General features: G+C 63.2%; 16 protein-coding genes. 14 read left to right on the top strand and 2 right to left on the bottom strand.

The window, feature by feature from the left end:
- The first annotated feature begins 2 nt into the window (after window positions 1-2).
- Window positions 3-347 (top strand): hypothetical protein, encoded by a 345-nt coding sequence (locus tag ASD00_RS01225; protein WP_025425689.1) that lies wholly within the window; start codon window positions 3-5, stop codon window positions 345-347.
- A gap of 21 nt (window positions 348-368) precedes the next feature.
- Here the strand turns inward: ASD00_RS01225 and ASD00_RS01220 are convergent, their stop codons facing one another.
- The gene (locus ASD00_RS01220) at window positions 369-827 is read right to left on the bottom strand and encodes a carbon monoxide dehydrogenase subunit G (protein ID WP_025425690.1); all 459 of its coding nucleotides are present in this window, start codon (window positions 825-827) and stop codon (window positions 369-371) included.
- Between the two features lie 313 nt (window positions 828-1,140).
- Between ASD00_RS01220 and ASD00_RS01215 the strand changes: the two genes are divergently transcribed.
- The 5 genes from ASD00_RS01215 to ASD00_RS01195 all read left to right on the top strand — a co-directional run bounded on the left by ASD00_RS01215 (window position 1,141) and on the right by ASD00_RS01195 (window position 6,975).
- Window positions 1,141-2,292 carry a class I SAM-dependent rRNA methyltransferase gene (locus tag ASD00_RS01215; protein WP_025425691.1) on the top strand — a complete coding sequence of 384 codons (1,152 nt, stop codon included), beginning with the start codon at window positions 1,141-1,143 and terminating at the stop codon, window positions 2,290-2,292.
- Complete coding sequence (locus tag ASD00_RS01210; RefSeq protein ID WP_025425692.1) at window positions 2,292-3,152, top strand: RNA methyltransferase; 861 nt, start codon at window positions 2,292-2,294, stop codon at window positions 3,150-3,152. Before ASD00_RS01215 ends, ASD00_RS01210 begins: the two co-directional genes overlap by 1 nt.
- Complete coding sequence (gene lspA, locus ASD00_RS01205; RefSeq protein WP_025425693.1) at window positions 3,149-3,640, top strand: signal peptidase II; 492 nt, start codon at window positions 3,149-3,151, stop codon at window positions 3,638-3,640. The genes ASD00_RS01210 and lspA overlap by 4 nt, the downstream gene beginning before the upstream one ends.
- A 55-nt stretch (window positions 3,641-3,695) precedes the next feature.
- The gene (locus tag ASD00_RS01200; protein ID WP_025425694.1) at window positions 3,696-5,963 is read left to right on the top strand and encodes an ATP-binding protein; all 2,268 of its coding nucleotides are present in this window, start codon (window positions 3,696-3,698) and stop codon (window positions 5,961-5,963) included.
- A gap of 121 nt (window positions 5,964-6,084) precedes the next feature.
- Window positions 6,085-6,975, top strand: a complete 891-nt coding sequence (locus ASD00_RS01195; RefSeq protein ID WP_025425695.1) for a GNAT family N-acetyltransferase — start codon at window positions 6,085-6,087, stop codon at window positions 6,973-6,975.
- Between the two features lie 348 nt (window positions 6,976-7,323).
- Here ASD00_RS01195 and ASD00_RS01190 read toward each other — a convergent pair whose 3' ends face one another.
- Window positions 7,324-9,609: an NADP-dependent malic enzyme gene (locus ASD00_RS01190; RefSeq protein WP_025425697.1), complete on the bottom strand. Its 2,286-nt coding sequence runs from the start codon at window positions 9,607-9,609 to the stop codon at window positions 7,324-7,326.
- 103 nt (window positions 9,610-9,712) lie between these two features.
- Here ASD00_RS01190 and mutS point away from each other — a divergent pair, with 103 nt between their 5' ends.
- The 8 genes from mutS to ASD00_RS01150 all read left to right on the top strand — a co-directional run bounded on the left by mutS (window position 9,713) and on the right by ASD00_RS01150 (window position 20,829).
- Window positions 9,713-12,457, top strand: a complete 2,745-nt coding sequence (gene mutS, locus ASD00_RS01185) for a DNA mismatch repair protein MutS (protein WP_025425698.1) — start codon at window positions 9,713-9,715, stop codon at window positions 12,455-12,457.
- Window positions 12,458-12,660: 203 nt separating this feature from the next.
- A complete protein-coding gene (locus ASD00_RS01180; RefSeq protein ID WP_025425699.1) occupies window positions 12,661-15,504 on the top strand; it encodes a [protein-PII] uridylyltransferase in 2,844 nt (947 codons plus the stop codon).
- A complete protein-coding gene (gene murJ / locus ASD00_RS01175; protein ID WP_057204294.1) occupies window positions 15,501-17,105 on the top strand; it encodes a murein biosynthesis integral membrane protein MurJ in 1,605 nt (534 codons plus the stop codon). The genes ASD00_RS01180 and murJ overlap by 4 nt, the downstream gene beginning before the upstream one ends.
- A gap of 155 nt (window positions 17,106-17,260) precedes the next feature.
- Window positions 17,261-18,325: a tryptophan--tRNA ligase gene (gene trpS / locus ASD00_RS01170; RefSeq protein ID WP_057204292.1), complete on the top strand. Its 1,065-nt coding sequence runs from the start codon at window positions 17,261-17,263 to the stop codon at window positions 18,323-18,325.
- Window positions 18,326-18,377: 52 nt separating this feature from the next.
- Entirely contained in the window at window positions 18,378-18,869 is a 492-nt protein-coding gene (locus tag ASD00_RS01165) for a universal stress protein (RefSeq protein ID WP_025425702.1), read from the top strand.
- Window positions 18,870-18,977: 108 nt separating this feature from the next.
- The gene (locus ASD00_RS01160; RefSeq protein ID WP_025425703.1) at window positions 18,978-19,544 is read left to right on the top strand and encodes a NifU family protein; all 567 of its coding nucleotides are present in this window, start codon (window positions 18,978-18,980) and stop codon (window positions 19,542-19,544) included.
- A gap of 121 nt (window positions 19,545-19,665) precedes the next feature.
- The gene (gene tsaB / locus ASD00_RS01155) at window positions 19,666-20,325 is read left to right on the top strand and encodes a tRNA (adenosine(37)-N6)-threonylcarbamoyltransferase complex dimerization subunit type 1 TsaB (protein WP_025425704.1); all 660 of its coding nucleotides are present in this window, start codon (window positions 19,666-19,668) and stop codon (window positions 20,323-20,325) included.
- 6 nt (window positions 20,326-20,331) lie between these two features.
- Window positions 20,332-20,829 (top strand): N-acetyltransferase, encoded by a 498-nt coding sequence (locus ASD00_RS01150; RefSeq protein ID WP_025425705.1) that lies wholly within the window; start codon window positions 20,332-20,334, stop codon window positions 20,827-20,829.
- The last annotated feature ends 58 nt before the right edge of the window (window positions 20,830-20,887 follow it).

The raw sequence follows: 20,887 nt of genomic DNA, 5'->3' as shown, positions 1-20,887 counted from the left end.
GAATGCTCAAGAAACTGGTCAACATCATCGTTCTCATCCCGGTCGGCGTCATTCTGATCGTGCTCAGCGTCGCCAATCGCCAGAGCGTCACGCTGGCCCTCAATCCGTTCCGGCCCGAAGACAGCGTGCTGTCCGTGAGCGCGCCGTTCTTTGTTTTCCTGTTTCTTGCCGTCGTCGTCGGGTTGATTCTGGGTGCCGCCGCGACCTGGTTTAGCCAGGGCAAGTACCGTCGGCGTGCGCGCAATGAAGCGACCGAGGCGCTGAAATGGCATCGCGAAGCCGAAAAGCACCGCAGCCAGGCAGAGAAGCTGGCCACCCAGGCGACACTCGCCGCCCCGCAGAACTGAATGGCAGGGCGGCCATGCCCTTCAGCCGGCCGCTTCCGCCGGGCCGCCGATCGCTGCGCCGAAATCCGTGAAGAACTGCTGCGCCAGCTTCTTGGCGGTCGAATCGACCAGCCGGGATCCGAGCTGCGCTAGCTTTCCGCCGATCTGCGCCTTGACGTCGTAGCGCAGCAGCGTCTCCGCACCGTCGTCGACCAGGGTCACATCCGCGCCACCCTTGGCAAAACCGGCAATGCCGCCCTTTCCCTCACCGGAGATCGTGTAGCTTTCGGGCGGGTTGAGGTTCGACAGGATGACGTCGCCGGTAAAGGAGGCCGAGACCGGCCCGATCTTGATCTTGACGACGGCCGAAAGCTCGGTCGGAGATTTCATCTCGATCGACTGACAGCCCGGGATGCAACGCTTGAGGATTTCCGGATCGTTGAGGCCGCGCCACACGGCATCGCGCGGTGCCGAGATGCGTTCTTCGCCGGTCATGTCCATGCGCTTTCCTCCCACTGACGGTGCCGTGCGTCGACAAGGACGCGCGAGGTTGATGTAATCTTTTGAATTCGCTTTACAATCCTGTCCGTAAGTTGATGCCGGACGGTGGAATTATGCAAGTGTCGCTTCCGCACCGATCTTGGCAAATCGGAAACGGCTTTGCCAAGAGCATGAGCGGTGCTATTTGCACCAACAGAAAAAGCTTCGCCTCGAAATCCGGGGTGCGGCGGCATACCTCATGGTGCAGGCCCGTTTACATCCGATATCCGGGAGGGTAGCGCCTCGTGACAAAACAAAGCCCAGGGATCTCAGCGTGAAGGAAAAGGACCGGCGGTCGAAGAATGCCTCCGTGACGACGGCGAAGGGCCGTGGTGCCGAGGCGCGTGGCGGTGGCCGCCATGAAAAGAAGCGTCCACCGTTTGCCAAGTCGGGCGATTTCAAAGAACGGGCCACCATCCAGGCAACGGCGAAAGTTGCAGAGCCGCGCGAGCGGCCTCCGCGGGCACAGCCCGAAAACGAGGCACCGGCGCGCGTCATCCCACGGCGCACCGGCGACAAGCCGGGCGAACAGGTGCCGCTCATTCTCGAAACGTCGGGTGTTTCCGGCTATCATCTGATCGACAGCGGCGCCGGCGAAAAGCTTGAGCAGTACGGACCCTATCGCATCGTGCGCCCCGAGGCGCAGGCGCTTTGGCCGCGTACCCTGCCCGCCAGTGTATGGGAGAATGCCGACGCAATCTTCACCGGCGACACCGACGAGGACGGCATGGGCCGCTGGCGCTTTCCCGGCGCCGTTCTTGGCGAGACCTGGCCGATGCAGCTTCTCGGCACCGAATTCCATGGCCGCTTCACGTCCTTCCGCCATGTCGGCGTGTTTCCCGAGCAGCTCGCCCACTGGAGCTGGGTGAAGGACCAGGTAGAGGCGGCCCGCCGCCCCCTGAAGGTCCTCAACCTGTTCGGTTATACCGGGGTCGCCTCGCTGATCGCCGCCAAGGCCGGTGCCGAGGTCACCCATGTCGACGCCTCGAAGAAGGCGATTGGCTGGGCCCGGGAAAACCAGGCGCTGGCGCGCGCCGAAAAGCTGCCGATCCGCTGGATCTGCGACGACGCGATGAAGTTCATTCAGCGCGAGGAACGTCGCGGCAGCCGCTATGACATCATCCTGACCGACCCGCCAAAGTTCGGCCGCGGTCCGAACGGCGAGGTCTGGCAGCTTTTCGACCACCTGGCTGCGATGCTCGACATCTGCCGCGAAATCCTGTCGCCCGAAGCGCGCGGCCTAGTGCTGACCGCCTATTCGATCCGCGCCAGCTTCTACTCGATCCATGAACTGATGCGCGAGACGATGCGCGGCCGCGGCGGCCGGGTGGAATCGGGCGAACTCATCATCCGCGAAGGCGGCCTTGACGGCCACGAGCCGGGACGGGCGCTTTCGACTTCTCTCTTCAGCCGCTGGGTGCCGTAATGAGCAATGACAGAAGCGAACACGGCGCAGGCCGCGTCGGACAGGTGAAGGAAGTCACCAGCCTCACCAATCCTATTATCAAGGACATCAAGTTGCTGGCGCAGAAGAAGCACCGCGACGAGACACGGTCCTTCATGGCCGAAGGCTTGAAACTGGTGATCGATGCGCTCGATCTCGGCTGGAAGATCAAGACGCTGATCTACGCCAAGGCGGCCAAGGGCAAGCCGCATGTGGAACAGGTCGCAGCAAAGACCTTTGCCCGGGGCGGCCTGGTGCTCGAGGTCAGCGAAAAGGTGCTCTCGACGATCACCCGGCGCGACAATCCGCAGATGGTCGTCGGCATCTTCGAGCAGCGCTACCGGGCGCTGAAGGAGATCCGCCCGCAGCTCGGCGAAACCTATGTGGCGCTCGACCGTGTTCGCGATCCGGGTAATCTCGGCACGATTATCCGCACGGCCGATGCGGCCGGTGCCTCCGGCATCATTCTCGTCGGGGAAACGACCGATCCGTTCTCGCTCGAGACGGTGCGGGCGACGATGGGCTCGGTCTTCGCCATGCCGGTCGTGCGCGCCAGCGCCGATGACTTCGTCAAATGGCAGAAGCAGGCCGGTGTAAAGGTCGTCGCCACGCATCTGGCCGGGTCGGTCGACTACCGGACGATCGACTACAAGTCGAAACCGGTCGTGTTGCTGATGGGCAACGAACAGGCTGGCCTTCCGGAAGAGCTTGCCCGTGAGGCCGGAGCGCTGGCCCGCATTCCGCAGGCGGGGCGTGCCGATTCCCTCAACCTGGCGATCGCCACCGGCATCATGCTGTTTGAGGCGCGACGTCATCTGCTGGCGCTGGATGCCGGCGCATGAGCGAAAAGCAGGTATTGTTTTCGCGGCCGCTCCCGATCGCGGTCTTCATCGCCCTCGCGCTCGCCGCCGACCAGCTGATCAAATATCTGGTCGAATCCTATCTGCCGTTCAATGAGGCGGTTCCGGTCGTGCCGATGCTGGCGCTCTACCGCACCTACAATTACGGCGTCGCCTTCTCGATGCTGTCGGGCATGGAAGGCTGGTTCATCGTCGGCATGCGCCTTGTCGTCGTTGCCTTCGTTCTGTGGCTGTGGCGGCGCACGCCGAAGGACAGGTTCTTCGCGCATTTCGGCTACGCCTTGATCATTGCCGGTGCGCTCGGCAACCTCGTCGACCGGCTGATCTTCGGCTACGTCATCGACTACATCCTCTTCCATACGCAGACGTGGTCTTTCGCGGTCTTCAACCTGGCCGACAGTTTCATCACCGTTGGCGCCGGCGCGATCATTCTCGACGAGCTGCTGCAGGCGAAAAAGGCAAACCGCTAAGATTTTATCGATGCGCTGAAGCCATTCGGAACGCTTGCCGTGTTAGCTGAATGGCATGAGCGAGCCGTCACGATTGCTAGAGCAGATCGAATCCGGTTTCGGTGCACAAGCCCGAACCAGCGGTGCGATGTCCGCTGCCGGCAGGGCGGACGGCATCGGATCGGTGTCGAAGCCCGTGGCATCGGCCTACTCCCTGCGTCGTCTTTCGCTGGCATCTTTGGGGGTCATCGCCTCTGGCCTCGTGCTTGCGCTCGGTATCGCCGCCGGTCTTTATCTGTTTTCCGCGGCGGTTGCGGCGGCCGGCCTTGCGGGCGTGTTGCTCCTGATCGCCGATGGCATCAGGGCCGCCGACAGCGATAGACAGTGCGTGGAGGCAAGGCACGATGGCGACTGGGATCGCCAGGAAACTTCGGCGCTGCTTTCGACCATCCACGATGCGCTCGGAGATCTGGCGATCATGCGCGGCATGGATGGCAAGATCGTCCATGCCAATGCCGCCTTTCATCGCGCCTGCGGCATCGATGATGCCAGGGGGCTGACTTGTGCCGCCATCGGCCTGAACTTCGAACCGAAGATCGAACCCAATCACTACCTCGTGCTGATTGCCGCATCCGAAGGGCTGCGCCTCTACGATTGGCACGATGTCATCGCCCGGGATCCGGCGAACGGTCGGCTGATGCGCCACAGCATCGCGCGCGATGTGACGGAGGAAGCCCGTGCTGCACGTGAACGTGAAGACGCGCGCCGCCGCGCCGAGGACGCGAGCCAGGCGAAATCGCGGCTGCTTGCAACCGTCAGCCATGAAATCCGCACGCCGCTGTCCGGCATCCTCGGCATGAGCCATCTGCTCGGCCAGACCCGGCTGTCGAGCGAGCAGAAGAACTATCTTGCCGGCATGCAGCAGTCCGGCCATGCCCTGGTACAGCTCGTCGAGGACCTGATCGATTTCTCGTCGCTGTCTTCAGGGCGTTTCCAGTTCCGGCCCTCGCGACAGGATCCGCGCGGCGTGATCGAGAGCGTCGTCGAGATGCTTTCCAACCGCGCGCATGAAAAGGGCATCGAGATCGGGGCTACCGTGACGGCCGACGTGCCGGCGCTGATGGAGTTCGATGCAGCCCGCCTGCGCCAGGTGCTGTTCAATGTCATCGGCAATGCTGTGAAGTTCACGGAGGTCGGCGGTGTTTTTGTCAGTGCCGACATCGTCGAGGATTGCGTGCAAATCCTCATCGACGACACCGGTCCCGGCATGTCGGGCGACGAACTGAAACGCATCTTTGAAGAGTTCGAACAGGCCGGCAATCACGAGCAGCGCGCCAAGGGTACGGGGCTCGGACTGGCGATCTCGCGCCGGATCATGCAGGCCTGCGGCGGCAGCCTGACAGCGTCGAGCGCGTCCGGCCGCGGCAGCCGCTTCGAGATCCGCCTGCCACTCGCCGAAGTCGAGCGGGTAGCGCCGGAGCGGCGCCAGAGGCTCGCCCAATCGCATGTCCTGGTGATGGCGCCGGATGGGCCAGCATCCGCGGCACTCTCTGCCACCATCGCCACGCTCGGCGGGCGTTGCCATCGGGCAACGACGCTGGCCGCCGCCCAGAACGTCATCTCGGATGTTCTTTCCGGCGGCGCGCCATTGACCGATATCATCGTCGATCACCGCCACGCCGGTCAGTTCAAGCAGATTCTCGCCTTGCAGCCGGCCGTCGCGCGCCTCGACGTGCGCCGGACCTACCTGATCAACCCGGAGGAGCGCAACAATCACCCTGTCGATCAGATGGACGGTTACGAGGCTTGGCTGATCCGCCCGTTGCGCGAGAAGTCGCTGGTCGAAGTCCTGCTCGGACGGTTGAAGGGTATCGAGAAGCGCGATGCCATCAACGACAACCGGCCGATCCTTCGCGAGGAACCGACAATTGCGCCCGCCAGGCAGAGCCCGCGCTGCATCCTTTTGGCGGAGGACGATCCGGTCAATGCGCTGATCGTGCGCACGGTGCTGGAGCGCGCCGGACAGACGGTCCGGCTGGTGACGGATTTTGGCGCCGTCGATCAGATCCTCTCCGGGACCGGCGATCAGGTCCAGGCGATGCCGGAACTGGTCGTCACCGATCTCAACATGCCGGGCGGCGACGGATTTTCGATGCTGAAACGCCTGCGGGAGAACGAAGCGATGCGGCCGGGCCGGCGCCTTCCGGTGATCGTGCTGACGTCCGATGCACGGCTGGAGATCAGGGACAGACTTGTCGCGGCCGGCGCCGACGTCGTACTGCCCAAGCCGGCGGATCCGCAGTGGTTGATGGCTGAAATAAGCCGCCTTCTCGAGATACGGTAAGCGCTCAAGTCGTAACGGTATCAACGCCCGAGCGGGGGGTTGTGCTCCGTTTTCATGTCACTATGTTGTTGCAGAAACGTGGTCTAAGCCCGGCAGATACGAATGATTCGGGATGACGCGGATGACGATCGACCTTCTGGATTCGACGAGCGTGGTAGACACTTCTCAAGCTTGCGTCGGCAAGACAATGACCGCCCCGGCGACCGACGTTCTCGGCCGAATAGCTAATCTTGAGACCCGGCTTGCACGCAGCGCATCGGAGATCGATGCGGCGCAGGCGGTGCGCTACAAGGTTTTTGTCGAGGAAATGAAGGCGCAGGTCGGGCCGGACGCCGACCGTCGCAAGCGCGACGTCGACAGCTGGGACGCGATCTGTGATCATCTGCTTGTGCTCGACACGGCGATCGAGGGTGATCCGGAAGACCAGATCGTCGGCACCTACCGCCTGCTGCGCCAGGACGTGGCCGAGCGCGCCGGCGGCTTCTATTCCGCTTCGGAATTCGATGTCGGAGCACTTCTCTCCCGCCACTCCAGCAAGCGCTTCATGGAGCTCGGACGCTCCTGCGTGCTGCCGGATTACCGCACGAAGCGCACCGTGGAACTGCTCTGGCAGGGTAACTGGGCCTATGCTCTGAGATACGGTGTCGATGCCATGTTCGGCTGCGGATCGTTTCCAGGCGTCGTCCCCGCCGAACATGCGCTGGCGCTTTCCTTCCTTCACCACAATATCCTTGCTCGCGACGAATGGGCCGTCGGCGCCCGCCCCGAACTGCACCGGACCATGGACATGATGCCGGTAGAGGCCATCAATCCGAAGAAGGCTCTGGCCGCCTTGCCGCCGCTGATCAAGGGCTACATGCGCCTTGGGGCCATGGTCGGCGACGGCGCGGTGGTCGACCATGCGTTCCGCACCACCGACGTGCTGATCGTTCTGCCGATCAGCAACATCTCCGGCCGCTATCTCAATTACTACGGTGCGGATGCCGGGCGGTTTGCCACGTCTGTATCCTGACAGGCGCTTGACGCAATTAACCAGATATTAAGGATGGGTTTGACTTTCGATGTCGAAAGATGGACTAGTCTTGTCAAGAAGTAATTTGGTTTCATGACGAAATTATAGAATAAATAACGGAGAGAACCGCCAGCTTCATATGAGATTGGCGTATATTGCGCTCTGTCTCCATATTATTTTCATCGCACTGGAAGTAAGTCTTCCATCATGTATTGAGCTCGACCCCTTTCCCAAGGGTGTCGAGCTCTTCTTTTGTATGCAGATCCATGCTGTTTCTGCATCGGCTCGACACACCCTGTTCATCGCTGGAGCAGGGTGTGTCCCGAAATCGGACATCAATTACCGAGTCTACATTCCGGCGTTGTAGGCAGCGATTGCCGCCATGTTGACGATGTCGGAATCCTTCGCCGACATCGAAACGATCTGCACCGATTTGTCGAAACCGACGAGCAGGGGACCGATGACGGTCGAGCCGCCGAGTTCCTGCAGCATCTTCGTCGAGATCGAGGCGGAGTGGAACGCCGGCATGACGAGCACGTTGGCAGGGCCTGAAAGGCGGCAGAAGGGATACTGCTCCATCACCCGCGAATTGAGCGCCACGTCGGCGGCCATCTCGCCGTCATATTCGAAGTCGACACGGCGCTTGTCGAGAATGTTGACCGCCTCGCGCACCCGCTCCGAGCGTTCGCCCGAGGGATGGCCGAAGGTCGAATAGGCCAGCATCGCCACCCGCGGCACGTAGCCGAGGCGCTTGGCGAGGCCGGCTGCTTCCTCGGCGATATCGGCGAGTTCTTCCGACGACGGCATGTCGTGTACGGCCGTGTCGGCGACCAGAACGGTGCGGCCGCGGCAGAGGGCGATCGACACGCCGATGACCCGGTGGCCCGGCTTCGGGTCGATGCAGCGGCGCACATCGTCAAGCGCCGTCGAATAGTTGCGGGTTATGCCCGTGACCATGCCGTCGGCATCCCCGAGCGCGACCATGCACGCGGCGAAGTGGTTGCGGTCGTTGTTGATCAGGCGCTGGGCATCGCGGAACAGGGAGCCCTTGCGCTGCAGGCGCGCGTAGAGGTAGTCGGTATAGGCTCCGACCCGCTTGGAAACCCGGGCATTGACGATTTGGATGCCGGGGCGGTCGAGATCGATGCCCTCGCGCTCCGCGGTCTCGCGCATGCGGTCCTCGCGGCCGAGCAGGATCGCGGTGCCGAGCTGCTGGTTGGCATAGGCGATCGCCGAGCGCATGACCTGCACTTCTTCACCTTCGGCAAAGACGATGCGCTTCGGCTGGCGCCGGACGCGCTCGTAGATCCGTTGCAGCGTCGAGGCAATCGGGTCGCGGCGGGCGGAAAGCTGGCGGCCATAGGCTTCGAGATCGACGATCGGCTTGCGTGCGACGCCGGTTTCCATCGCCGCCTTGGCAACGGCCATCGGGATCGCCGAGATCAGCCTCGGGTCGAAGGGAACCGGGATGATGTACTGCGCGCCGAAGCGCGGGCGGTTGCCCTGGTAGGCGGCCGCGACATCGTCCGGCACGTCTTCCTTGGCGAGGCTTGCGAGCGCTTCCGCCGCGGCGATCTTCATCGCGTCGTTGATCGTCGAGGCGCGCACGTCGAGCGCGCCGCGGAAGATATAGGGGAAGCCGAGTACGTTGTTGACCTGGTTTGGGTAGTCCGAACGGCCGGTCGCGACGATCGCGTCGTCGCGGATGCGGGCGACCTCTTCCGGGGTGATTTCCGGATCCGGGTTGGCCATGGCGAAGATGATCGGCCGCGGCGCCATCGAGCGGACCATGTCCTCCGACAGCGCGCCCTTGGCCGAAAGGCCGAAGACCACGTCAGCACCCTCGAGCGCTTCGGCAAGCGTGCGGCGGTCGGTCTTGACCGCATGCGCCGACTTCCACTGGTTCATGCCTTCGGTGCGGCCCTGGAAGATCACGCCCTTGGTGTCGCAGAGGGTGACGTTTTCCGGGTTGAAGCCCATCGCCTTGATGAGCTCGATGCAGGCGATGGCCGCGGCGCCGGCGCCGTTGCAGACGAGCTTGGTGGTCTTGAAGTCGCGTCCGGTCAACGTCAGCGCGTTGATGAGGCCGGCGGCTGCGATGATCGCTGTGCCGTGCTGGTCGTCATGGAACACTGGAATGTCCATGACCTCGCGCAGCTTCTGCTCGATGATGAAACAGTCCGGCGCCTTAATGTCCTCGAGGTTGATGCCGCCGAAGGAGGGGCCGAGGAAGCGCACGCAGTTGATGAACTCGTCGACGTTCTCGGTGTCGACCTCAAGGTCGATCGAATCGACGTCGGCGAAGCGCTTAAACAGCACCGCCTTGCCTTCCATGACCGGCTTGGAGGCGAGCGCTCCGAGATTGCCGAGGCCGAGGATGGCCGTGCCGTTGGAGATGACCGCGACCATGTTGCCGCGTGTCGTGTAATCGTAGGCGGTGGCGGGATCCTCGGCGATCGCCAGGACCGGCACTGCAACGCCCGGTGAATAAGCGAGCGACAGGTCGCGTTGCGTGGCCATGGCCTTGGTGGGGGAAATCTCCAGCTTTCCGGGACGACCCTGCGAGTGAAAATCGAGCGCTTCCTGCGCGGTGACGCTCGTCATAGTGCGATCGGTCTTGTCGGTGGCCGGCATGTTTCCTCTATCCTCCTGTGGGCGACCCTGTCGGGGCGTCTCTTTATGGTTGTCGTCTATAATTGCTTGCGGATAGTGTGCCATCTCTTTTTTCGGGACAATCATGAATTTCGTGACAGACCAATCGAGCCGCTCCGGCGAGGTGTTTTCTGCAGCCGAACTGGCGACCGAGGAGAGCCGCTCCACGGCGACGCCGATGATGGAGCAGTTCATCGAGATCAAGGCGAACAACCCGGATTCGCTGCTTTTCTACCGCATGGGCGACTTCTACGAGCTGTTCTTCCAGGACGCAGTCGAAGCCTCGCGGGCGCTCGGCATCACGCTGACGAAACGCGGCCAGCATATGGGACAGGAAATCCCGATGTGCGGCGTGCCGGTGCATGCGGCCGACGATTATCTGCAGAAACTGATCGGTCTCGGCTTTCGCGTCGCGGTCTGCGAGCAGGTCGAGGATCCTGCCGAAGCCAAGAAGCGCGGCAGCAAATCAGTCGTGCGCCGCGACGTCGTCCGGCTGGTGACACCGGGGACGATCACCGAGGAGAAGCTGCTTTCGCCCTCGGAGACCAACTATCTGATGGCGCTCGCCCGCATCAAGAGCGGTTCGGAGCCGGCCTATGCGCTGGCCTGGATCGATATCTCGACCGGCATCTTCAGGCTCGCCGAAACCGGTGAGAGCCGGTTGCTCGCCGACATCCTGCGCATCGAGCCGCGCGAACTGATCCTCGCCGACACCGTCTTCCACGACCCGGAACTGCGTCCCGTGTTCGACGTGCTCGGCCGGGTGGCCGTGCCGCAGCCGGGCGTGCTGTTCGACAGCGCCACGGCCGAGGGCCGCATCGCCCGCTACTTCGGCGTCAAGACGCTCGATGGTTTCGGCAGCTTTTCGCGCGCCGAACTGGCGGCGGCATCCGCTGCCATCTCCTATGTCGAAAAGACCCAGCTTGCCGAACGTCCGGCTCTCGGCACACCCGAGCGTGAGAGCGCTGCCTCGACATTGTTCATCGATCCGGCGACGCGGGCCAACCTCGAGCTCGTCAAAACCCTGTCGGGCGCCCGCGAAGGCACGCTTTTGAAAGCGCTCGACCGAACCGTGACGAGCGGCGGAGCGCGGCTCCTGGCCGAACGGCTGATGTCACCGCTGACCGATCCCGATCGCATCAACCAGCGGCTGGATTCGATCGAGATTCTGGCCAGCCAGCCCTCCTTTGCCGGCGATCTGCGCGATTCTCTTCGTCGCGCCCCCGACATGCCGCGTGCGTTGTCGCGGCTGGCGCTTGGCCGCGGCGGCCCGCGCGACCTCGGCGCCATCCAGGCGGGCCTCAAGGCAGCGGCAACGATCTCCCGGCTGATGGCTTCCGGCAATCTGTCTGAGGAGCTTGTCGAGGCACGGGCGGCGATCGATGCCCTGCCATCGGCCGTCCTCGACCACCTCGATACGATGCTTGCCGACGAATTGCCGCTTCTGAAGCGCGACGGCGGCTTCCTGCGGGAAGGGGCAAGTGCCGATCTCGACGAGGTGCGGGGGCTGCGCGACCAGTCACGCCGGGTTATCGCCGGGCTGCAGCTGCAATATTCCGAAGAGACCGGCATCAAGTCGCTGAAGATCAAGCACAACAACGTGCTCGGCTATTTCATCGAGGTGACGGCGGGCAATGCCGGCTCGATGACCGACACCGACGAGGGCCGCGCCCGCTTCATCCATCGCCAGACCATGGCGAACGCGATGCGCTTCACCACGACAGCGCTTGCCGAGCTTGAGAGCAAGATCGCCAATGCGGCCGACCGGGCGCTGTCGATCGAGCTTGCCGCGTTCGAGGCGATGACATCAGACGTCGTGGCGGCGGCCGAAATCATCAAGGCTGCGGCGCTGGCGCTTGCGACCGTCGACGTTTCGGCTGGCCTCGCGACGCTTGCCGAAGAGCAGAACTATGCTCGCCCCATCGTCGACCACACGCGCATGTTCGCCATCGAAGGCGGCCGCCATCCCGTCGTCGAGCAAGCCTTGAAGCGTCAGGCGTCCAACGCCTTCGTTGCCAATGGCTGCGATCTGTCGCCGCCAACAGGCGAAGAGGGCGGGGCGATCTGGCTTCTGACCGGTCCGAACATGGGCGGTAAGTCGACCTTCCTCAGGCAGAACGCGCTGATTGCGATCATGGCGCAGATGGGCACCTTCGTTCCCGCCGCAAGCGCCCATATCGGCATTGTCGACCGCCTGTTCTCGCGCGTCGGCGCCTCCGACGATCTTGCCCGCGGACGCTCGACCTTCATGGTCGAGATGGTCGAGACGGCGGCAATCCTCAATCAGGCGACCGATCGCTCGCTGGTGATCCTCGACGAGATCGGCCGAGGCACTGCGACCTTCGACGGTCTGTCGATTGCCTGGGCAGCCGTCGAGCATCTGCATGAGGCGAACCGCTGCCGCGGATTGTTCGCGACCCACTTCCACGAGCTGACCGTGCTTTCGGAAAAGCTCGGCCGGCTTTCGAATGCGACCATGCGCGTCAAAGAGTGGCACGGCGACGTGATCTTCCTGCACGAGGTCGGGCCGGGTGCCGCCGACCGTTCCTACGGTATTCAGGTCGCCCGTCTTGCCGGTCTGCCGGCTTCGGTCGTGGCTCGGGCCAAGGACGTGCTTGCCAAGCTCGAAGACGCCGATCGCAAGAACCCCGCAAGCCAGCTGATCGACGATCTGCCGTTGTTCCAGGTGGCGATCCGGCGCGAGGAAGCCAAGCCCGCTGGAAACTCCAGGGTTGACGAGGCGCTGAAGGCACTCAACCCCGACGATATGACGCCGCGCGAGGCGCTGGACGCACTCTACGCCCTGAAAAAGGAACTGAGCGCCCGGTGACGGGCATACCGTTTTTCCTGTGCATGCGTCGGTGAAAAAGGCTATACAGCGCCGCGCGCCTTTCGAGGGCGTGGCGATGAGCCTGTATTAATTTTGAAATGCTGCAACGTCCCGGTTCGGCCTTGATCGGATGGGAGCATGCAGGAATGCTCTTCATGCAGCGGACCACGCAACCAGTCGGACAGGACGCCCCTCGGCACTTCATGGGCAGACACGAAACTTCCTTTCCCGAAATTCTCGACGTCGCGGCGCTTCGGGCGAAATGCGACTTCATCGCCTCGGCCCACGCCGAGCAGCGCGAACCGATGCGTCAGGCACTGCTTGCGGCCTTCAAACAGGCAAATGTTGCAGGCCGCGCCAAGGCGCGCGAACTGTTTGCTGGCGATGGCGGCGGTATCCTTTGCGCCGAGCGTATCTCCTGGCTTCAGGACCAGCTGATCACGGTGCTGCATGATTTCGTGCTCAACGAGATTTTCGATGCCGCCAATGCAGCCCCGGCAAGCCGCATCGCTGTCGCTGCCGTTGGCGGTTACGGCCGCGGCACGCTGGCACCCGGCTCGGACATCGACCTGCTCTTCCTGCTGCCGGTGAAGAAGGCCGTCTGGGCCGAGCCCGCCATCGAATTCATGCTCTACATCCTGTGGGATCTGGGCTTCAAGGTCGGCCACGCCACCCGCACGATCGAGGACTGCATCCGGCTCTCGCGTGCCGACATGACGATCCGCACGGCAATCCTCGAGACCCGCTATATCTGTGGTTCCGAAACGCTGGCGGCTGAACTCGAAACGCGCTTCGACCATGAGATCGTGCGCAACACCGGGCCGGACTTCATCGCCGCCAAGCTTGCCGAACGCGACGAGCGCCACCGCAAGGCCGGCGACACGCGCTATCTCGTCGAGCCCAACGTCAAGGAAGGCAAGGGCGGGCTTCGAGACCTGCACACACTGTTCTGGATCGCCAAGTATTTTTACCGGGTCAAGGATTCGGCCGATCTGATCAAGCTCGGCGTCCTCTCCCGCACGGAATACAAGCTGTTCCAGAAGGCGGAGGATTTCCTCTGGGCGGTGCGTTGCCACATGCATTTCTTGACCGGCAAGGCCGAGGAACGGCTGTCCTTCGACATTCAGCGCGAGATCGCCGAGGCGCTCGGCTATCACGACCACCCCGGCCTTTCGGCGGTCGAGCGCTTCATGAAGCACTACTTCCTGGTGGCCAAGGATGTCGGCGATCTCACCCGCATCTTCTGCGCCGCACTCGAAGACCAGCAGGCCAAGGACGCGCCCGGCCTTTCCGGCATCATCGGCCGCTTCACCCATCGCAGCCGCAAGATTGCCGGCACGCTCGACTTCGTCGATGACGGCGGGCGCATAGCACTTTCGAGCCCCGATGTGTTCAAGCGCGATCCGGTCAACCTTTTGCGCTTCTTCCACATCGCCGACATCAACAATCTCGAGTTCCACCCGGCAGCGCTTCGGCAGGTGACGCGCTCGCTCGGCTTGATCAAGCCGCAGCTGCGCGAGAACGAGGAGGCGAACCGGCTGTTCCTGTCGATCCTGACCTCGCGCCGCAAGCCGGAGCTGATCCTTCGCCGCATGAACGAAGCGGGCGTGCTCGGGCGGTTCATTCCGGATTTCGGCAAGATCGTCTCGATGATGCAGTTCAACATGTACCACCACTATACGGTGGACGAGCATCTGCTGCGCGCGGTCGACGTTCTCTCGCGCGTCGAGCGCGGCATCGAGGAGGACGCCCACCCGCTGGTCGCCAAACTGATGCCGGGGATCGAGGACCGCGAGGTGCTCTACGTCGCCGTGCTTCTGCACGATATCGCCAAGGGTCGGCCGGAGGATCATTCGGTCGCCGGTGCCAAGGTGGCGCGCCGGCTCTGCCCGCGCTTTGGCCTGACGCCGAAGCAAACCGAGCTTGTCGCCTGGCTGATCGACGAGCACCTGACAATGTCGATGGTCGCCCAGACCCGCGACCTCAACGATCGCAAGACCATCGTCGACTTTGCCGAGCGGGTGCAGTCGCTCGACCGGTTGAAGATGCTCTTGATCCTCACCGTCTGCGACATCCGCGCCGTCGGCCCGGGCGTCTGGAACGGCTGGAAGGGGCAGCTGCTCCGTACACTCTATTATGAAACCGAACTCCTGCTTTCGGGCGGCTTCTCCGAGCTGTCGCGCAAGGAGCGCGCTGCCCATGCGGCAACGATGCTGAGCGACGCGCTGACCGACTGGCCGGCAAGCGAGCGCGAAGCCTATGTGCGGCTGCATTATCAACCCTATCTGCTGACCGTGGCGCTCGAGGATCAGGTGCGTCACGCCCGCTTCATCCGCGAGGCGGATGCCGCCGGCAAGGCGCTGTCGACCATGGTGCGCACGCACCAGTTCCATGCGATCACCGAAATCACCGTGCTGTCGCCCGACCATCCGCGGCTCTTGACGGTCATCGCCGGCGCCTGTGCTGCGGCGGGCGCCAACATCGTCGACGCGCAGATCTTCACCACTTCGGACGGCCGGGCGCTTGATACGATCCTGGTCAACCGCGAGTTTTCCGTCGACGGCGACGAGACGCGCCGGGCGGCCAGCATCGGCAGGTTGATCGAGGACGCGCTGTCCGGTCGCAAGCGGCTGCCGGAGGTGATCGCCAGCCGCACCAAGGTCAAGAAGCGCAACAAGGCCTTCACTGTTACGCCTGAGGTGACGATCAGCAATACGCTGTCGAACAAGTTCACGGTCATCGAGGTCGAGTGTCTCGACCGTCCCGGCCTGCTGTCGGAGATCACCGCCGTCCTGTCGGACCTTTCGCTCGACATTGCCTCGGCGCACATCACCACCTTCGGCGAGAAGGTCATCGACACCTTCTACATCACCGATCTCGTCGGCCAGAAGGTCACCAGTGAAAACCGCCAGATGAACATCGCCGCCCGCCTCAAGGCCGTCATGGCCGACGAGGCCGACGAGGTTCGAGACCGGATGCCATCCGGCATCATCGCGCCTGCCGTAGGCACGTCCTCCGCTCAAAGAACGACAAAAGCCGAAACATGAGTCTGGTCAAGAAATTTGCAACCGTCGGCGGCGCCACGCTCGGCAGCCGTCTGTTCGGCTTCATCCGCGAAACCTTCATGGCGGCGGCCCTCGGCACCGGCCCGGTCGCCGATGCCTTCAACACCGCCTTCCGCCTGCCCAACACCTTTCGCCGGCTCTTTGCCGAGGGCGCATTCAATTCCGCCTTCGTGCCGCTTTTTGCCAGGGAGATCGAGGCGAACGGCATGGAAGGGGCGCGGCGGTTCTCCGAAGAAGTCTTCGGCGTTCTCTTCACCGTGCTGTTGTTCCTGACGGTGGTGATGGAACTGACGATGCCGTTCATCGTCAGCAACCTGATCGCGCCTGGTTTCGCCAATGATCCGGCGAAGCTCGGCAATACCATCGTCTTCGCGACGATCATGTTTCCCTATCTCGCCTGCATGTCGCTTGCCGCGATGATGGCGGGAATGCTCAATTCGCTGCACCGCTATTTCGCCGCGGCGATCGCTCCGGTGTTCCTCAATATCATCCTCATCGGCATCCTCGGCTATGCCTGGTACATCGGCCAGGATCCGATTGCGGTCGGCTACGGCCTCTCCTGGGGCGTGATGGCGGCCGGTCTCGTGCAATTGGCGATCGTCTGGGTCGCGGTGCGCGACGCCGGCATCAAGATCGGCTTTCGCCGCCCGCGGCTGACGGCCAATGTCAGGCGGCTGCTGGTGCTGGCGTTGCCGGCCGCGATCACCGGCGGCATCACCCAGATCAACCTCCTGATCAACACCAACATCGCCTCGGCGCAGGAAGGTGCTGTGTCGTCGCTCGTCTATGCCGACCGTATCTACCAGCTGCCGCTCGGCGTCGTCGGCATTGCGGTCGCAACCGTGCTTTTGCCGGAACTGGCGCGCGCGCTGCGCTCCGGCAACGTCAACGAGGCCGCGAACCTGCAGAACCGCTCGGTGGAATTCACCCTGTTTCTGACGTTGCCGGCGGCGGCGGCCTTGCTTGTCATGTCGGAGCCGATTGTCCGGCTGCTGTTCGAACGTGGTGAATTCTCCGCGTCGTCGACGGTGGTCGTCGGCCATATCCTGGCGATCTACGGCCTCGGCCTGCCGGCTTTCGTGCTGATCAAGGCGTTCATCCCCGGCTTCTTTGCCCGCGAGGACACGCGCACGCCGATGGTCTTTGCCGGCATTTCGGTTGCGGTGAACGTGTCGCTGGCGCTGACGCTGTTTCCGCGGCTGGGCGCAAGCGGCATCGCGACGGCGGAAATCGTTGCCGGCTGGGTGAATGCCGTGCTGCTGTTCGGCATGCTCGTCTGGCGTGGCCATTGGGGACGCGACATTCCGCTTCTGACCCGCATTCCCCGTCTCGTCATTGCCGCGGCCGGCATGGCGCTCGCCTTGCATTATGCTCTTCAGTGGTTGGCCTACGAAGTGTCGTCGGCAGCGCCGTTGATCGTGCGCGCAACCACGCTCTGCGGTCTGGTGGCCGTCGCCATGGCGATCTATTTCGCGATCGCCTTCGGTATCGGCGGCGCTAATCTCGGCATGATCCGCCGCAACATCAAGCGCAAGGCGAAGGCCAAGGCAGACCCTGCTCCAGCGCCGGACGCAGACGCCTGAACCATCCGGTGATGAAGCGGCGATGCCTATTTTAATCGGCGTCGCCCACTCGGATTCGCACCACTTGATCGCGCCCCGCCCGACGTGCATAAGCCATGCCGTTAGCAACATGGGTGATGAACCCTGGGGCCCTCCACCAGCCTATTGAGGACGACATGAACGAATTCAAGCCGCTCGTATTTTCCGGTGTGCAGCCGACGGGCAACCTCCATCTCGGTAATTATCTCGGCGCGATCCGCAAGTTCGTGGCTCTGCAGGAAAACAACGATTGCATCTATTGCGTCGTCGACCTGCATTCGATCACCGCGCAGCTCGTGCATGAGGACCTGAAGGGGCAGATCCGCTCGATCGCCGCAGCCTTCATCGCGTCCGGCATCGATCCGGAAAAGCATATCGTCTTCAATCAGTCGGCCGTGCCGCAGCATGCGGAACTCGCGTGGATCTTCAACTGCGTCGCCCGTATCGGCTGGATGAACCGGATGACCCAGTTCAAGGACAAGGCCGGCAAGGACCGCGAGAACGCCTCGCTGGGCCTGCTTGCCTATCCGAGCCTGATGGCCGCCGACATTCTCGTCTATCGCGCCACCCATGTTCCTGTCGGCGACGACCAGAAGCAGCATCTCGAATTGACGCGCGACATCGCCCAGAAATTCAATATCGACTTCATGGAGCACATCCGTCGTGGTGGCTACGGCGTCGACATGGTCGTCGGCGAAGAGCCTGTTCATGCCTATTTCCCGCCGGTGGAGCCGCTGATCGGCGGCGCAACGCCGCGTGTCATGTCGCTGCGTGACGGCACCAAGAAGATGTCGAAGTCCGATCCGTCGGATCTTTCGCGCGTCAACCTGATGGATGATGCCGAAACCATCTCCAAGAAGATCCGCAAGGCCAAGACCGACCCGGATGCGCTCCCGAGCGAGCTCGACGGCCTCAAGGGACGCCCCGAGGCGGAAAACCTCGTCGGCATCTATGCGGCCCTTTCCGACAAGACCAAGGAAGAAGTGCTGGGCGAATTCGGTGGCCAGCAGTTCTCGGTGTTCAAGCCGGCCCTGGTCGACCTGGCGGTCGAGGTTCTGTCGCCAATCACTGGCGAGATGCGCCGTCTGATGGGCGACACGGCCCACATCGACGCCATCCTTCGCGATGGTGGCGAGCGTGCCCGGGCGCGGGCGGAAAAGACCATGAGCGAGGTTCGCGAAATCATCGGATTTCTGCAGTAAAAGGCGAAAATGAGGCCTTGCGGCGGCTTATCTGGAGTGTAATGTTCGCCGCATGGTCTCGACCCGACTCTCACGACTTGAAGGTCACCGCCGCAAATTCATGGCGGTGATCGACGATACCCCGGAATGCGGCCGCGCTGTCCACTATGCTGGCATGCGCGCCAAGAATTCCAATGGCGGTCTCGTCCTGCTCTATGTCATCGCCGACGGCGACTTCCAGCAATGGCTGGGGGTCGAGGAAATCATGCGTGCGGAAGCGCGCGACGAGGCGGAAGCGACGCTCGCCAAGGTGGCGCAGTCCGTCCGCGAGCGCATCGGGATAGAACCCGAAATCGTCATCCGCGAAGGGGCAGCAACCGAGCAGATCCATTCGGCCATCGAAGAGGATCGCGACATCGCCATCCTGGTTCTGGCCGCAGGCTCGGCAAAGGAGGGCCCCGGTCCGCTGGTGTCGTCGATCGCCGGCAAGGCGGCCGCCTTCCCGATCCCGGTGACGGTCATCCCGGATCTGCTCACCGACGAGGAAATCGACGCGCTCAGCTGAGCTGCGTCTCTTTGCGCTCTTGCGAGGGCGGAACGAAGATCTTATATTCTTTTGAATTATTCTAAAGAGCCGGTTGAGAGAACCGATCCCGGCGAGACGGAGAGAGACATGTTCATCCAGACCGAAGCCACGCCGAACCCGGCCACGCTCAAGTTCCTGCCGGGCAAGGTCGTTCTGGAAAGCGGCACTGCCGAATTCCGCGACGAGGAAGAAGCACGCGCCGGTTCGCCGCTTGCTGCCCGCCTGTTCTCGATCCCTGGCGTCAGCGGTGTCTACTTCGGCTACGACTTCATCACCGTCAGCAAGGACGGGCAGGAGTGGCAGCACCTGAAGCCCGCCATCCTCGGCTCGATCATGGAGCACTTCATGTCCGGTGCGCCGATCATGGCCGGAGCGGGCCGCGCCGAGCAGCTGGACGAAGAAGACGAATTCTTCGAGCCCGGCGACGAGACCATTGTCGCAACCATCAAGGAACTGCTCGAAACCCGGGTTCGCCCGGCGGTGGCTCAGGACGGTGGCGACATCACCTTCCGCGGCTTCAAGGACGGTACCGTGTTCCTGAACATGAAGGGTGCCTGCTCTGGCTGCCCGTCGTCGACGGCGACCCTGAAGCATGGCGTGCAGAATCTGCTGCGGCATTTCGTTCCCGAGGTGGAAGCGGTCGAAGCCGTCTGATATCGCGATGGCGAACGGCTGCGCCTTTCGAGGCTGCAGCTGATCACTAGTGTGAGTAAGCGTAACCGCGATGCCGATCGGGCTTCGCGGCATGATGCGTCTGGAAATCGCTGCAACTGAAATGATCGTACTTGCCATCGACACATCAGGGTCCGGCTGTTCCGCTGCCATCTATGACAGTGGTTCGTCGGCAGTTCTCGGGCAATCCGGTGCCGACATCGGCCGTGGCCATGCCGAAAGGCTGATGGAGTTCGTCGACGAGGCGCTCGTCGCAGCCGATCGCCCGATCGGCGATATCGACCGCATCGCCGTCACCATCGGCCCGGGATCGTTCACCGGTATCCGTGTCGGGGTCGCGACGGCGCGCGGACTGGCGCTTGCGCTTGGCAAGCCCGCGGTCGGCATTTCCTCCCTTCACGTTATCGCAGAAGAAGCCCGTTCCGCGGCGCCGGGCAAATCGGTGCTGGTCGCGATCGACGCCAAGCGCGACGAGGTCTATGTCCAGGCCTACGATGCCGCAGGCCATGCCGTCACGGAGCCGGAAGCGCTGTCGGTCACGGTTGCCCGCGACCGCTTTGCCGGTTTCGAGGGATGCGTGGCCGGTTCGGGCGCCGAACTGCTCGCCTCTCTGACGCCGGTCAAGACCCCGGATCTCGTCGATATCGCAGTCGTTGCGCGGCTCGGTGTTATTGCTGATCCAGCCTCGGCCAAGCCGAAGCCGCTATATCTTCGTGGGCCCGACGCCAAGCCGCAAGCGGGCTTTGCCGTTGCCCGAGCCTAGACACAGATGAACTTCACCGATTACTTCACGCGCCGTGCCGAATTCGACATCTTCCCGCTGGAAGAGCCGGATCTCATCGCCGCCGCCGGCCTGCATCGCCAGCGCTTCGCGGCGCCTTGGAGCGATGGCGAAATCCACGCCTTGCTGGTCCAGGACACGGTGTTCGGCTTTGTCGCTCGCCAGACCAACGGCTCGCTCCGGCCTGCCTTCGGCGGCTTCGTTCTGTCGCGTGCGGTGGCCGGCGAGGCCGAAATCCTGACCATCGGCGTCGATCCGCGCTATGCCCGTTCCGGCCTCGGCTGGCGGCTGATGCAGGCGGCGATGCGCGAAGCTTCGGTCAAGGGATCGGACACGCTGTTCCTCGAAGTGGACGAGACCAATCAGGCCGCGATCGGGCTTTACCGTAAGCTCGGCTTCCTCAAGGTCGGCGAACGCCGCGCCTATTACCAGGACAAGACAGGACAGCGCACCGCTGCGCTTGTCATGCGGCTCGATCTTCGCTAGTGCGAACCGGATTGGTTCGGCACGCCCCGGATGAACCGGGGCTTCGCGCAACCATGCG

This window comes from Ensifer sp. Root31 (assembly GCF_001424825.1).
Classification (GTDB): Bacteria; Pseudomonadota; Alphaproteobacteria; order Rhizobiales; family Rhizobiaceae; genus Ensifer; species Ensifer canadensis.
This window is presented reverse-complemented; position numbering and strand designations above follow the sequence as displayed.